Source organism: Acinetobacter sp. AOR12_HL (assembly GCF_027855275.1).
GTDB classification, from domain to species: domain Bacteria; phylum Pseudomonadota; class Gammaproteobacteria; order Pseudomonadales; family Moraxellaceae; genus Acinetobacter; species Acinetobacter baumannii.
Genome location: NZ_JAKTIJ010000010.1, coordinates 98,512 through 113,080 on the forward strand (window position 1 = coordinate 98,512; position 14,569 = coordinate 113,080).

At 36.0% G+C, this 14,569-nt stretch carries 10 protein-coding genes and 2 pseudogenes; 10 read left to right on the top strand and 2 right to left on the bottom strand.

The genetic code is table 11. The features are described 5' to 3' along the window. Positions 1 to 21 precede the first annotated feature (21 nt). Positions 22 to 477 (bottom strand): hypothetical protein, encoded by a 456-nt coding sequence (locus MKL36_RS03615; protein WP_031222831.1) that lies wholly within the window; start codon positions 475 to 477, stop codon positions 22 to 24. Between the two features lie 137 nt (positions 478 to 614). On the opposite strand from MKL36_RS03615, the gene MKL36_RS03620 reads away from it, so the two are divergent. The 9 genes and pseudogenes from MKL36_RS03620 to MKL36_RS03655 all read left to right on the top strand — a co-directional run bounded on the left by MKL36_RS03620 (position 615) and on the right by MKL36_RS03655 (position 12,030). Continuing rightward, positions 615 to 1,475, top strand: a complete 861-nt coding sequence (locus MKL36_RS03620) for an alpha/beta hydrolase family protein (protein ID WP_000361720.1) — start codon at positions 615 to 617, stop codon at positions 1,473 to 1,475. Between the two features lie 224 nt (positions 1,476 to 1,699). After that, positions 1,700 to 2,822 (top strand): annotated as a pseudogene (gene fruB / locus MKL36_RS19075) (fused PTS fructose transporter subunit IIA/HPr protein); the annotation flags it as partial. A gap of 62 nt (positions 2,823 to 2,884) precedes the next feature. Beyond that, positions 2,885 to 4,558: pseudogene (gene ptsP / locus MKL36_RS19080) on the top strand (phosphoenolpyruvate--protein phosphotransferase); the annotation flags it as partial. Positions 4,559 to 4,572: 14 nt separating this feature from the next. Next, the gene (gene pfkB / locus MKL36_RS03630; RefSeq protein WP_001062802.1) at positions 4,573 to 5,520 is read left to right on the top strand and encodes a 1-phosphofructokinase; all 948 of its coding nucleotides are present in this window, start codon (positions 4,573 to 4,575) and stop codon (positions 5,518 to 5,520) included. Next, positions 5,507 to 7,225 carry a fructose-specific PTS transporter subunit EIIC gene (locus tag MKL36_RS03635; protein ID WP_001192477.1) on the top strand — a complete coding sequence of 573 codons (1,719 nt, stop codon included), beginning with the start codon at positions 5,507 to 5,509 and terminating at the stop codon, positions 7,223 to 7,225. The genes pfkB and MKL36_RS03635 overlap by 14 nt, the downstream gene beginning before the upstream one ends. 665 nt (positions 7,226 to 7,890) lie before the next feature. Next, the gene (locus MKL36_RS03640; RefSeq protein WP_021511195.1) at positions 7,891 to 8,355 is read left to right on the top strand and encodes a MarR family winged helix-turn-helix transcriptional regulator; all 465 of its coding nucleotides are present in this window, start codon (positions 7,891 to 7,893) and stop codon (positions 8,353 to 8,355) included. A 190-nt stretch (positions 8,356 to 8,545) separates the two neighbouring features. Next, positions 8,546 to 8,761 carry a hypothetical protein gene (locus MKL36_RS03645; RefSeq protein ID WP_001129188.1) on the top strand — a complete coding sequence of 72 codons (216 nt, stop codon included), beginning with the start codon at positions 8,546 to 8,548 and terminating at the stop codon, positions 8,759 to 8,761. A 606-nt stretch (positions 8,762 to 9,367) separates the two neighbouring features. Then, positions 9,368 to 11,461, top strand: a complete 2,094-nt coding sequence (locus MKL36_RS03650; protein WP_021511194.1) for an EAL domain-containing protein — start codon at positions 9,368 to 9,370, stop codon at positions 11,459 to 11,461. A gap of 125 nt (positions 11,462 to 11,586) precedes the next feature. Continuing rightward, the gene (locus tag MKL36_RS03655; protein WP_000120225.1) at positions 11,587 to 12,030 is read left to right on the top strand and encodes a universal stress protein; all 444 of its coding nucleotides are present in this window, start codon (positions 11,587 to 11,589) and stop codon (positions 12,028 to 12,030) included. Between the two features lie 54 nt (positions 12,031 to 12,084). Here MKL36_RS03655 and MKL36_RS03660 read toward each other — a convergent pair whose 3' ends face one another. Then, a complete protein-coding gene (locus MKL36_RS03660; RefSeq protein WP_021511193.1) occupies positions 12,085 to 13,527 on the bottom strand; it encodes a glucose/sorbosone family PQQ-dependent dehydrogenase in 1,443 nt (480 codons plus the stop codon). 355 nt (positions 13,528 to 13,882) lie between these two features. On the opposite strand from MKL36_RS03660, the gene MKL36_RS03665 reads away from it, so the two are divergent. Beyond that, positions 13,883 to 14,512, top strand: a complete 630-nt coding sequence (locus tag MKL36_RS03665) for an SOS response-associated peptidase family protein (RefSeq protein ID WP_031222815.1) — start codon at positions 13,883 to 13,885, stop codon at positions 14,510 to 14,512. Positions 14,513 to 14,569: the final 57 nt, after the last annotated feature.

The following is a 14,569-nucleotide window of genomic DNA, read 5'->3' on the forward strand; positions in this document are numbered from 1 at the left end:
TGGATGAGCGATCATCCATTTTTATTTGCTTAAAAACAATAAAATTGTCCCCATCACTAAAATAGCAGTTGCTAATAGCTCAGTAATAATTAAAGCGAACATCATAAACGTCATCAACCATGTAGGTAAACTGAAATGCCCTAACCTATGAGGTTGTTTAAACTGATTGGTCGTATCCTGCAAAAATCCGTGGATGATATAAACTAAAATTGAGAAACTAAAAAACAGTATATTTGCCAATACACACCATAAAGCAATATCTTCATTTAAAATCGTGAAATAGCTCAATACAGCCAGAATAAGTGTGGCTGCTGCATAAAGCAAACTGCTTCTATGTGCAATATCTACATAATAATGTGCACGGCTTAATTCGGAACGGCGTATTTGCGAATATTTCCATACTCCAGTTAACATTCCTATCCATAAAAAGACGCCACTAAAGACAATAGCCAGCTGTACAGCTTTTGATAAATCCATAATTTCCATTATTCGTTTTATTAAGATTTGTTGAGCTATATAACATAAATCTTGACTTTATAGTCACATTTTAATCAAGTTCCTTTTTAGAACTAATATATATTAAGATAAATGATTAGCCAATTAACTTTAAATCTATGGATAAGACTTTTGAATCTTTTTGGATTACCTGTAAAGATGGTTATCAGCTTGCAGCTCAATTTTATCCTGCTCAAGAAAAGAAAGCTGAATACCCTATCCTGATTTGTCCAGCAACAGGTATAACTAAAAACTTTTATCACTCTTTCGCAACGTGGTTAAGCCAACAAGGCTATGATGTATTGAGTTTTGACTTCCGTGGTATTGGCGAGTCCCTACATGGAGCTTTAAAACAAAGTACCGCAAGTATTACCGACTGGGGAACACTTGATATTCCTGCTGCAATTGATGCTTTATTAATAAAAACAAAAGCAAATCAAGTTATTCTTATTGGACATAGTGCTGGCGGACAACTACTAGGAGTCGTACCTAACTATAATAAAGTCGCAAAAGTGATAACGGTTGCAGGCTCAACTGGACATATTAAAGGCCTTAAAGGAAAAACCAAGGTTTTAGCGCCAGTTATGTTTAATCTTATCTTCCCTATTTCTAGTCTTGTTAAAGGTTATGGAGCAACTCAATTCATTGGTATGGGAGAAAACCTACCTAAAAAAGTTGCTCAACAATGGCGAGAGTTTTGTAGCCGTCCTGGATATGTAAAAAATGCCATAGGCAAGACAATTTTCCATGATTTTCATTTAGATATTCAATGTCCAATTACTGCTATTTGGGCTGATGATGATGAGATTGCAACCAAACGTAACGTACAAGAATTATTAAGTTTATATCCAAATGCAAATAAAAAAATGATTGAGCTTAGCCCAAAAGATTTAGGCTATAAATCAATTGGCCATATGCTGTTATTTAAAAAATCACATCAAAAACTTTGGTCTATTTTAGAACAAGAAATTAAACATTAATCACTGCTTTTATTTTCGCCTCTAAGTCAGTAATCCGGCTTAGAGGTTTTTTTGTATTAAAAACGAGCAGCTTTTTACTTAAATGCGTCGATATACCGTTAAAGTTCTGCTAAGGTAATTCATCTGAAGCTGTTGTCAAAAAACAGGTATATTTACTTGTTTAATGCAAACAGCTTCTTTTTTTCTGTTTTAGCTAAAGCCAAAGAAATTGTTCAAGGATAATTATGCTAGCACTAGAGCCTCAACATATTCATATGAATCAACATGCTGTTGATAAAACACATGCATTAAAGTGTCTAGTAGATATATTAGAAAAAGATGGGTTAGTTACGCCTGAATATATAACGGGACTCATCAATCGTGAACAACAAAGCGCGACTTATTTAGGCCAAGGCATTGCCATTCCTCACGGTACTCCTCAATCACGTGAATATATTTTAAAAACAGGGATTCGCTTAGCCCATTTCCCCGAAGGTGTGATCTGGGATGGAGAAAATAAAATTTATTTAGCTGTAGTGATTGCAGCAAAATCTGATGAACATTTGCAAGTTTTGCAAATTCTTACTCGTGCATTAATGCATGACGTCAGTGAACAAGTAAAGAATGCTTCTAAACCTGAGCAGATTATCGAATTACTACAAGCTCAGCCATTATCTTTAGCGCTTCATGAAAATCTTATTCAAACCGAAATCGACGCACAAGATATCGAAGATTTATTTTGGGCAGCTTCTCAAACACTCAAAAAACATAATTTTGTAAAATGTGGTTTTCTAAGTTCACTTGATCCAGAACAAGCCATTCAACTGCAAGATCAAATCTGGTCCATTTCTAGCAATCACTTTGTTCAGCAACCAGCTATTAGCATTACTAAACCATCACAGGCTTTAGAGCTAAATGGTAAAAAGCTGAACACCCTCGTTTGTATAGCAGCCAATGACCAACTCGATAATGAAAGATTTAATCGTTTAATTGATATTTTATTTAATCCTGAGCAAGTTGCCGAGCTAGATAAAACTCAAACTCCAAACGAAATTGCAAAAATTATTGGAGCTGACGTTGTTCCTGACTGGCCTCAACGTTCAGTAGTGCTGGCAAATGCACACGGCTTACATGCCCGACCAGCTACACACCTTGTCAATCTTACAAAAACCTTTCAAGGCGATATCCAAGTTGCAGTAGACGATGGTAGCTTTGTTTCTGCCAAAAGTTTAACTCGTCTTTTAGCATTAGGTTGTAAGCGTGGCCAAACTCTACGTTTTATCGCTGAGCCAGAAACCGATGCCGTAGAGGCTTTAGATCAAGTTATTTTGGCAGTGCAGCAAGGCTTAGGTGAAGAAGTTGAAGCGCTACCTGTAACCAGTGAAATACCTGACCAGCTCCCTGCCCAAACGGCAATATCAAATGCTACGACATTGGGTAACAATACGGGAATTGCAGCATCAAGTGGCTTAGCTTTTGGACCTGTCCATGTGATTAAACCAAAGGTTTATCAATATGAACGTATGGGTTCAGGCGTAAAAGTCGAGAAAGAAAATTTAGATATTGCCCTACATGCAGTAAAAAACAATATTCACCAAGTCATAGCCAAAGCCGATGCTTCTGAAATTAAACAAATCTTTCGAGCTCACCTAGAAATGCTTGATGATCCTGATTTAATTAATGGTGTATATCAAAAAATTTATCAAAATTTATCAGCACCAGCTGCGTGGCATGAACATATTGAAGCTGCAGCTAAAGCACAGGAAGCTCTACCAGATCGTTTACTCGCTGAACGCGCAACAGACCTACGCGACATTGGCGACAGAGTTTTAACCCAATTATGTGGTGAAGTGGTTATTGAAGAGCCTAAAGAGCCTTATATTCTAATCATGCATGACGTGGGGCCAAGTGATGTCGCTCGTCTCAACAAAGACCGTGTCGCAGGTATTCTAACTGCTATAGGTGGTGCAAGTGCGCATAGTGCAATTGTCGCACGTGCTTTAGGCATTCCAGCTATTGTTGGTGCTGGTGAACAAGTCCTAGAAATTGATCCGAAAAGCACTTTACTTATTAATGGTGATACGGGAACTTTTGTTTTAGATCCAAATGCGGCACAAATCGAACAGGCTAAGCAAGAGCGTGAGCAACAGCGTCAAATTCGTGAAGAAGCTGAACGTCATAGCCACGAGCCAGCAATTACCTTAGATCAACACCAAATCGAAATTGCAGCCAATTTGGGTAAAGTTCAAGCGACAGCACAAGCAGTAGAATGTGGTGCTGAAGCAATTGGCCTACTTAGAACCGAACTTGTTTTTATGTCTCATAGCAGTGCACCTAACGAGGCTGTTCAAGAAGCTGATTACCGAGTTGTATTAGATGCACTTGCAGGTCGCCCGCTTGTGGTACGTACATTAGACGTAGGTGGTGATAAACCTTTACCTTACTTACCAATTGCTGAAGAAGAAAACCCATTCTTAGGTTTAAGAGGAATCCGTTTAACTTTAAGACGCCCTGAACTTTTAAAACAGCAATTAACCGCTCTACTAAAAGCATCTGATAATCGTCCGTTACGAATTATGTTCCCTATGATTGGACGCGTTGAAGAATGGCGTGCTGCCAAGGCAATTCTTGACGAAGTAAGAGCCCAACATCCATGTGACAATTTACAAGTTGGCATTATGATTGAAGTTCCGTCTGCTGCTTTACTTGCACCGGTTCTTGCACAAGAAGTCGACTTTTTCAGTATCGGCACAAATGACCTGACACAATATACTTTAGCGATTGACCGAGGCCACCCAATACTCTCAGCGGAAGCAGACGGATTACATCCAAGTATTCTTAATTTGATTGATCAAACAGTGAAAGCTGCTCACAAACATGGTAAATGGGTAGGAATCTGTGGTGAGCTTGCAGCAGATCCTAAAGCTGTACCTATTCTCATGGGATTAGGTGTAGATGAACTGAGTATGTCCCCAAATAGCATTCCTTTGGTAAAAGCTCAAATCCGTACACTAAGCTATAGCCATGCTCAAAAGCTTGCGCAACAAGCTTTAATATGCGATAGCGCCCCTGCTGTGCGCCAGCTATCTGAACAAGACTTATAAGATTGGGAATAGTAATGGCTAAAATTTTAACAATTACTTTAAACCCTGCAATTGATGTAACCATTCAACTGAATGAGTTATTAGTAGGAGAAGTGAACCGACAAGAGTCGGTAGAAATACATGCGGCTGGCAAAGGCCTTAATGTTGCTCAAGTATTAAAAGACTTAGGTCATGATGTAATCGTAACCGGCTTTTTAGGTGAGCATAATCGACAAATTTTCGATACACATTTTGCACAGGCTCAATTTCAACCTGAGTTTATTTATATTGATGGTGAAACACGTCAAAATATAAAAATTGCAGAGCATTCTGGGCGGATGACAGATTTAAATGGCAAAGGTTTCTTTGTTTCTGAAACAGACAAACAAAGCCTATTTAATAAGATTGAAGCTCTGTTACCACAAGTCGAGGTTGTTGCAATAGCTGGTAGCCTCCCGCAAGGTTTTAGTATTGATGAGTTACAACAACTTATTCAACTGATCAAAAAAAATAATAAGAAAGTTGCCCTAGATACCAGTGGTAAAGCATTGGTTGCTGCAATTGAATGTCAACCTTGGATGATCAAACCGAATACCGATGAGTTGGTTGAAAGTTATCAACGTCCAGCAACAAGCTATGCTGAACAAAGAGAACTTTTTGATAGCTTAACCAATATTGAGCATGTGGTTATCTCAATGGGTGAAGATGGCGTAAATTGGTTACACGCCACTCACCCCTTACATGCTCAAGCACCAAAAGTTATCGTAAAAAGTACAGTAGGCGCTGGTGATTCACTCTTAGCCGGCATGATCCATGGGCTTGTTAACCAACTGCCTCCTGAAGAGACCTTAAAAACTGCGACAGCCATTGCAAGCCATGCTGTAACACAAATTGGTTTTCGAATCCCTACTTCTGAGGTTCTAAAACAATTAAAAGCACAAACTATTATCAATTCATTGAGTGAATCTGATGCAAACTGCTAAACATTTATTATTTGTCACTAATAGTCCGCAACAGCAAGTCAATGCTTTAATCTTGGCTCGTAAACTTGCTTTAGTCGCAACCCAACACGGCTATAAACATAGTGTCATTTCACTCGATGAGTTTGAATCAAGCGATCATTTTGATCATGTCATTATTATTGGACAGCAACCTAAAAATCTAAATATTTTTGGTCAAAACGCTTTATCTTTAGTTTCTATTGAAGATATTAAAGATGATGCAGACAAAGCACTTTTAACGGCACTTGAACACTCAAAACCAGCAAATGAGTGGGAACAAAAACCTAAGCAAGCTTCAAATACCGCAACTCATTTTGTTGCCATTACTGCTTGCCCAACTGGAGTTGCCCATACATTTATGGCAGCTGAAGCGTTACAACAAGGTGCAGAAAGACTTGGGTATCAAATCGATGTAGAAACTCAAGGTTCTGTAGGTGCGAAGAATATTTTATCACCTCAAGCGATTGCTGATGCCGATATTGTTATTCTTGCTACTGACATTGAAGTCAACACTGACCGTTTTGTAGGTAAGCGTGTCTATAGATGTAGCACTGGTTTTGCTTTAAAACAAACCGACAAGGCTTTTGCTGAGGCAATTGCTAATGCTCAGGTTTTAGAACAAGGTAAACAGCAAGCAACAACGGAAAATAAGGATAAAACTGAAAAAGTTGGTGTATATAAACACTTATTAACTGGTGTTTCTTATATGCTGCCTATGGTTGTTGCGGGTGGCTTGCTAATTGCACTTTCTTTATGTTTTGGCCTAAATGCAGCAGAACAAGCTGGTAGTCTGCCAGCCATATTAAAACAGATTGGCGCAGCAGCATTTACCCTCATGGTACCCATGCTGTCGGGTTATATTGCATATTCCATTGCAGATCGCCCCGGTCTTGCACCAGGTTTAATCGGGGGATTATTGGCAGCACAGTTACAAGCAGGTTTTTTAGGCGGTATTGTTTCTGGTTTCCTTGCAGGTTATATCGCGTTATTTATAGCTAAAAAAGTTAAGCTCCCAACTAGTTTAGAGTCTCTTAAGCCCATTTTGATTATTCCATTATTAGGAACATTATCTGTTGGGCTGATTATGTTCTATGTGGTAGGTCAACCTGTAGCGCATATTTTTGAGTTAATGAAAGATTTCCTCAACAATATGGGCACAACAAATGCTGTATTAATGGGAATTATTCTGGCAAGTATGATGTGTATTGATTTGGGCGGACCAATCAATAAAGCTGCTTATGCTTTTACAGTCGGACTACTTACTACCAATACCTATATGCCAATGGCAGCCACGATGGCAGGCGGTATGGTTCCTGCAATTGGGATGGCAATTGCAACTTTCCTCGCTAGAAATAAATTTAGTACTGGTGAAAAAGATGCAGGTAAAGCTGCATTTGTGCTTGGTTTATGCTTTATTTCAGAAGGTGCAATTCCATTTGCAGCAAAAGATCCAATGCGCGTTATTCCAACCTGTATTCTAGGTGGCGCAGTAACTGGTGCATTAGTTGCTTTATTTCACTGTGAGCTTGTGACTCCACACGGCGGTGTATTTGTACTACTGATTCCAAATGCAATCAATCATGCGTGGTTGTATCTTGCAGCAATTGCGGCTGGAAGTATCGTAACGGGAGTAAGTTATGCCATCATTAAAAAGAATCAAGAAGAAAAATTATTAACAAACTCATAATTTAAAAAGGGAGAATATAGATTCTCTCTTTTTATTAGTACTCAGTTTTATAGATTAATTTGAACGGCATGTGTCATCAGTTGTTCTAAAGTAAAACACTAAAAATTTAATTTGAAGCCACACTCATCTTTTAATTTCAAAATTTGTAGAACTACATTTGAATCTTTGAAAAATAATTACCCCTTATTCACACAAATAATTTTAACATTTAAAATCAACAACTTAAAGACAAATATTCATTAATTTTATAGATAATTCATCAATCATGTTAAATGTATGGTAAATTTTCATCTTCAAAAAATCAATTAAACATATGATTAATTTAAATATTTACTTATTGAATGGATTTATTTTTTTAAGTTATGACTTTGTAGACAAAAAATTTTGATAGAAATGTCACGTTCAAAACGAGTTTTTTTTTCTACGATTCTCATGCTAACAAATATCGTTCATTTTACGACCAAGCGAGTAGCCAAGTTCAAATAAACGGTAAGGAATAAGTTTTATTAGAAGAGGAAAATTTATAGTTTGTCCTTGTTAATCAAACAATATAAATTTTGCTCATGACTTAAAGTCCTGATATAACTTGCTTAGTGAAACTATATTTTTCCACTATTAAAATAAGTTTCATAAAATGCGATCCACCAAGGTATGGGGAAAAGTCAATGACAAAGAAGTATGCGCGTTTTTTACCTACAACAGAATCTTTCACTCTTGAAGATTTTCCATATTATTGGATTACTCAGGTCCATGCTCAATATGTACAAAATATTGATAATGCCCTCAAAAAATATGGCCTAGATAATTCACGTCGTCGTATTATGCTTGCGCTAAGTAGTAAACCTCACGCTAGCGTATCAGAGCTATCTAATATGATTATTTCAAAAATGTCGACTACCACTAAAATTGTTTATCGCTTAAAAGATGAAGGCTTAGTTGAAACCTATTCTTGTCAATCAGATGGTCGTATTACACGTGTATATCTTACCGAACGTGGTACAGAAATGATTAATAAAATTAATGATCTAACGAGCGTAGTACTTGAACAATCATTCGAAGGTATCACCCCTCTTCAACTAGAAAAAATGATGGAAAGCTTAAAATTGCTTTTAAAAAATCTTTCTCGATAATAGTTGTTTTTAACATTTTAAAACGATTAATTCTCAAGCTCTCTCATGAGAGCTTTTTTATTATTTTCTCTTATGTTTACAGGAATATAGACTTCATAAAGTAATCAATTAAACACTATGCTTGTTGACTTGTTCCTTCAACTCCAGTAGAAACTCTCTCTTAATATCTCTAACGTAATTTTAGGAAAAAATGGCTAAAAGAAAATATAAGAGTGATAAGTTTCAAGTACGTCGTATTAACCGTCAATGGTGGGTACTTGAAAAAGATTTAGAAACTAACTGTTACAGCAAGCATGAACAGGTAGCTACTAAGACATTAGCTAACAATTATGCTGACGATTATATAGAGCAGTATTATATGAACCTCTACATTCAACAACAGTTGAAAAAACCGGAAACCGTATAAAAAGCCTCCATGGCTTTTTTTATTTATAATTTAATAAGTTAAATAAAATTAAAATAATAAAATTTTGACATAAAAAAAACCTACATCTTGGGGAAAATGTAGGCTATAAAATGCACAAAAAGGAATTATATATCCTTTTTGATGAAAAGAATTCTACGATAATATAAGACCTTATTTTATATTACTTTTGTAAAGTTAATAGTATTTATTGTATTAACCTCTAATAACTTAAATGCTTTTTCTTTATAAATTTTTTCTCATACATATTTAAATTAATTAACTCTTCACGAGTTAAAATGTTTTTGATGTATGAGTTTTTTATAAAAAACGCTATTTGAATTTTATAAACAACTGTTTTAACAAGTTTTTTACAAAAATACGCATAATTTTTTCAAGTTAAAATTCTATATTTCATAATCTTTAGGAGATTAAAAGTTAATAAATAACATATGCATAGAGGATTAATAAAATTTTTATTTAAAAAAAAACTTTATTCGAGATGAAAAAAACATCAAATATTAATTTTTTATAGCTTTTGTGGTGACGACACAACTATTACAATACAGTTTATAAATAGTTTAACTCTTCAGCAGTTTTAGGCATGTTATGACTTCAATGTCGAACACTACCCAAAAGCATTTTATTGTTGAGCAGTTTCCTTTACCGACTTGGGTCAGTGATGAAAAAGGCTTAATTTTATACTGCAATACGGAGTGTACAAAGTACTGGCGCGATACTTCTCCTCCATTGTTTCAACAATGGCTAGATTTCGTGTACCCTGCCGATTTAGAAGAAGTTAAAAACAACTGGTTAGATGCGATACGACTCCGATCAAGAATTGAATTTAAATGCCGTCTTTTGCATAAAACCCATTATTATCGATGGTGTAAAATTTCTATTCAATTGTCGAAATACCATGAATCTTCTCAAGAAAATGAATGGTTTATTAGTTTTCTAGATATTGACCAAGATATACAAGAGCAGCAAAGCTTACGAAAAGATATCGATATACAAAATCAAATGCTCGATATCAGTGTCGATTGTATTAAGGTTTTAAATACAGATGGCACTGTATCTCATATGAATAAATCAGGATGCCTTGCATTAGGTATACCTGTAGATGAAAAAAAATTTGGCATGAGATGGTTAGATCTTTTACCCCCTCATATTCGTAAACGTGGAAGAGTTGCTTTAAAAAAAGCCCTACAAGGTAAAGTAGCCCGATTCGCCGGCATGAGTTGTTTACCAAATCAAGAGCCTGAGTATTGGGATAATATGCTCACCCCAATTCAACATACAAACGGCGAAATTATTCAGATATTGTGTGTTTCGCGAAATGTCACTCAACAGTATCTTACCGAAAACCGTCTAAGAGATATTAGCGAGAGAGATGAACTTACAGGATTATTTAATAGACGTTCATTTAAGCTACAACTAAAACGCACCCTAGCCTACTCAAGAGAAACCCAAACCAGTGTAGGGCTACTTTTAATTGATCTAGATCATTTCAAGCATATTAATGACACTATAGGTCATAGTGCTGGTGACCACTTATTAAAAATACTTTCTAAACGTTTTAATCAGTGCGTAGACCCTGAAAGATGTTCAGTTGCCAGATTAGGTGGTGATGAGTTTGCAGTTATTGTTAGCCATTTAGAAAATGAGAATGATGTTCGTGAACTTGCTGAAGTATTGCTTCAACAACTCAATCAACCCATTACATATGCTGGGAATGTGCTTAACGGCGGCATGAGCATCGGCTGCGCCATTTACCCTCAAGATGCAGTTGATCAATCGAGCTTATTAAGTTGTGCCGATATGGCATTACATGACTTAAAAGCCCGTGGTCGTGGCGGCATACGTATGTATAACCCAAGTATGATGCAGTTAACCGAGGCAATCGCCTCTCAACTCAACATTGCTCGCCAGCTTATTCGTCATCATACCATTCAGCCCTACTATCAACCCAAAGTCGATCTAAAAACTCATGCTGTAGTGGGCTTTGAAGCATTACTCCGCTGGCATACGACTTCGGCCCAAAGAGGTTTGCCTTCTCAGATTGCTGAAGCTTTTAAAGACTACGATTTAGCCAGTAAAATTGGTGAAATCATGCAACAACAAGTTTTGCATGATATTGCTAAATGGATAAAATTAGGTTTTGAGCCGCTTCCTGTTTCTCTAAATGCCGCACCAGTTGAGTTCTTAAGAGATAACTATGCTGAACGTTTATTAAAAAAGATTAATCAACTTGAAATTCCAACCTATTTAATTGAAATAGAAGTTACTGAACATATGCTGGGTGACCGTGGTTCTGAATATGTTATTCGCGCACTCAATAAACTAAAACAGCATGGAGTACGCATTGCTTTAGATGACTTCGGAACAGGTTTCTCTTCTTTAACACATATAAGAGACTATCCAATTGATTGCTTAAAAGTTGATTGTAGTTTTATACAAAAGATGCAACATGATCCATCCATTTATGCAATTGTTCAGGCAATTGGCTTACTTGCTCCAAATCTCTCACTCGGATTAATTGCAGAAGGTATTGAAACACCAGAACAAGAAGAATTACTTCTTCAATTTGGATACAACATAGGGCAAGGTTTTTTATTTGAATCAGCTATTGACGCTAATCAGGTGATCTCTATTCTTAAACAGGGTCAGGCTTATCTAGAAAGTCACTATTCTATGAATTAGTCATTTACCTTACACACTAAAAACAAACAATAAAAATTATAAAATTGGCGATAATATAACCATAACGATAACAAGTTTAGGTTCTTCAACAATAAATATTGTCACAAGACAATAAGGAGCAATATATGAGTTATCACCATATTTTAGTTCCGGTCGATGGTTCTCCTACTTCACTTATTGCTGTTAATCATGCTGCAAGTCTTGCTAAAGCCTTTAGTAGTAAAGTTACTTTGGTATATGCGCTCACTATTGATCCATTTATTTCAGTTGAAATTATTGATAGTACAGAAATTGCGCAAGATTATTTTAATAAAGCGAGAGCTTCGATTCAGAGCATTTTAGATCAAGCTAAAGAACAATTTAGCCAACATGGAATTTCTGTTGAAACCAAAATTGTTGAAGGTCAAACAATTCATACAGAAATCATCAAAGCAGCAACTGAGCTAAAAGCTGATTTATTAGTGATTGGTTCTCATGGGCGAAAAGGTTTTAAAAAGTTCTTCTTAGGAAGTGTAACTCAAGCACTCTTAGGAGAAATTCATGTGCCAGTATTGGTCGTAACTGAATAAATATAAACCTTTATATAAAAAACCCAGCTATATAGCTGGGTTTTTTGAAATAAGTTACTTACCGTTATATGTAAATTTAATGAGAGAACCAGGATTCTCTAAAGTATGAGTGACTGAACCATCATCTTTTTGTACATTTCCCGCTGTATCAGTCAGCACATATAAGGTATTACCTTCTGGACTAGCGATGACATCACGATAACGGTTATTGCTTTTAAACATTGGGATAGCATCATCCAAAGTCGTGCTATATGTCGGGTCCAATTTAATACGGAAAATCACCCCACGTTTTAAAGATGGGACCAATAATGTATTTTCCCACCCTGGAATCGCTTTTTTGCCTCCCGTATATACATATGCCGATGACGGAGCAACCGTTGGCCAGCAAATATATGCCATCTCACCACAAGTAGGGTCATTATAGTTATAGGTATCTTGTACTGTATATAAAGTTTTCAAAGGTGGCACAAAGTTTTTACCACTCCATTCAGACTCTTTAGTCACAGGAACACCTGTTGCTACTTTTATCCCGTTTTGAGCTAAATCTTTAATTTGTGATTTATTGGTTGCTGCCGAATAGTTTGCATAGGCATAACCACTGTCATCTTTATAACCAGCTACATTTGGCCAGCCATAGTTACCACCTTTTAATACAAGGTTAATTTCATCATCAGAATTTGGCCCTTGCTCAGATTGTAAAAGCTTTCCATTTGGAGCAAATGCTAAACCTTGTGGATTACGGTGCCCTAAAGTGTAGATATGACTCACTACGCCGTTAAAGCTTGGATTATCTTTAGGAATACTGCCGTCCAGATTTAAGCGTAATACTTTACCCATATATGTATGGTAGTCTTTACTATTGAGCTCTTGCTGAGTCGGAGTATGCTGTGCCTGATTCGGTAAGAACAGATAAGCTAACTGATTACGACCTTGGTCACCAATCGTATAGTAGATTTTTTGGTCTGGACCAATGACGAGACGACCAGACTGATGATCTTTTGATGACGGTAAACCTGCAATCAAATCAATAGGCTTTTCAAATGTATCTGTAGTTTTATTATAGGTATATCTACGAATAATCGTCTGATTAGGTAACTCTTTATCTGTAGAGTTTGAATTTTTAAAAGTGCCTGAAATATAGATATAAGGGTTATGTTTAAAGTCAGGATGAAAAGCAAAGCCTAACAAACCATTTTGCCCATCAGCATCACTCACAATTTCAGGAACCTGAAATACTATTTTCGCGCTACCAGATTCAGGATTTACTCTTAAAATTTTGCCAGTTGCCCGTTCGGTTAACCAAATTTGATTATCTGGCCCCCATAACAAAGCATGTGGTTTATTTAAGTTGGACAGAATCACTTTTTTGTCAAAATTTTCTGTTTTCGCTTTAGCGAATTGAGCAGGTGTCAGAGGTATATCTGCAAATGCCGTATGAAACGTAAATAGTTGCGCAGCACCTAAAAGAGTGATTTTTGCTAATAAATGTTTATTCATAGTTCCACCTTATAAAGTTTTCTAAAGAGCTACTTAAACCGCTGAAAACATTGGTTTGTATACGTTCTCTATATCTTTTGTATTATGATGATTAGCTCATTTATTAAAATCCAAATTTCTGCAAGGCTCTGTTGCATAAAAGTAGCTATTCAAAACAAATGAATATCTTATAAGTTGCCTTATAAATCATTGATCTCATTTTTAATGATAAATAATTTGAAAGAAAGCTTTAACAAAGTAATTGAAAAGTAAAATTTAATACTCAAATAGACAATTCAATCTATAAAAATATACATACCATACAGTTAAAAGATCCAAGCTAAAGGTTAAGGATCCTTACAAATCGAATTTCGTTATGTGTGCAAATTTTAAACCCCTTAAGAGAGAGCATTCTTATCAATTAGACTTACTTGAACCCACCTTTGATTACAAATCAGATGTCTATCCAAGTGATGATTGCCCAATAATCTTATCTCATCAAAATGAATGGGAATGGCGAAAAGTTAAATTTGGAATGTTGCCACCATATGCGAAAGAAGTTTCATTTAAATATGCAACTTATAATGCAAGAACTGAAACGGTTGATCACAAACGTTCATTTAAACATGCCTGGTCAAATGATCAATTTGGCCTAGTTCCTGTTGAAGCTATTTATGAACCGAAATATATCAATGGTAAAGCACATTGGTATGGCATCTTTCGTCAAGATGGAAAGCCATTTACGCTTGCAGCAATTTATGAAGAAACCATAATTGATGAGCAGAAAGTTAGAACAATGTCACTATTAACAATCAATGCAGATCGACATTCTTTTATGAAGCAGTTTCATAAACCTGACGATGAAAAACGTTCAATTATTGTAATACCTGACCATCTTAGAAAAGATTGGTTAAATTGCAAACACACCGACGCTCCTGACTTTTTCTTAGATATGCCATTAAATGAATTTACGTCTCTGCCTAAAGCAGAAATGAACAAATCATAAAATAGTTAGATGCCTAATAAGTGAAAGTAGCAAGCTTAAATGGCTCCCCCTAGAAAC

Bases quoted from the DNA above. Each gene is read 5' to 3' on its own strand.
- MKL36_RS03615 (WP_031222831.1), bottom strand. From the start codon at position 477: ATGGATTTATCAAAAGCTGTACAGCTGGCTATTGTCTTTAGTGGCGTC.
- MKL36_RS03620 (WP_000361720.1), top strand. From the start codon at position 615: ATGGATAAGACTTTTGAATCTTTTTGGATTACCTGTAAAGATGGTTAT.
- pfkB (WP_001062802.1), top strand. From the start codon at position 4,573: ATGGCTAAAATTTTAACAATTACTTTAAACCCTGCAATTGATGTAACC.
- MKL36_RS03635 (WP_001192477.1), top strand. From the start codon at position 5,507: ATGCAAACTGCTAAACATTTATTATTTGTCACTAATAGTCCGCAACAG.
- MKL36_RS03640 (WP_021511195.1), top strand. From the start codon at position 7,891: ATGACAAAGAAGTATGCGCGTTTTTTACCTACAACAGAATCTTTCACT.
- MKL36_RS03645 (WP_001129188.1), top strand. From the start codon at position 8,546: ATGGCTAAAAGAAAATATAAGAGTGATAAGTTTCAAGTACGTCGTATT.
- MKL36_RS03650 (WP_021511194.1), top strand. From the start codon at position 9,368: ATGACTTCAATGTCGAACACTACCCAAAAGCATTTTATTGTTGAGCAG.
- MKL36_RS03655 (WP_000120225.1), top strand. From the start codon at position 11,587: ATGAGTTATCACCATATTTTAGTTCCGGTCGATGGTTCTCCTACTTCA.
- MKL36_RS03660 (WP_021511193.1), bottom strand. From the start codon at position 13,527: ATGAATAAACATTTATTAGCAAAAATCACTCTTTTAGGTGCTGCGCAA.
- MKL36_RS03665 (WP_031222815.1), top strand. From the start codon at position 13,883: ATGTGTGCAAATTTTAAACCCCTTAAGAGAGAGCATTCTTATCAATTA.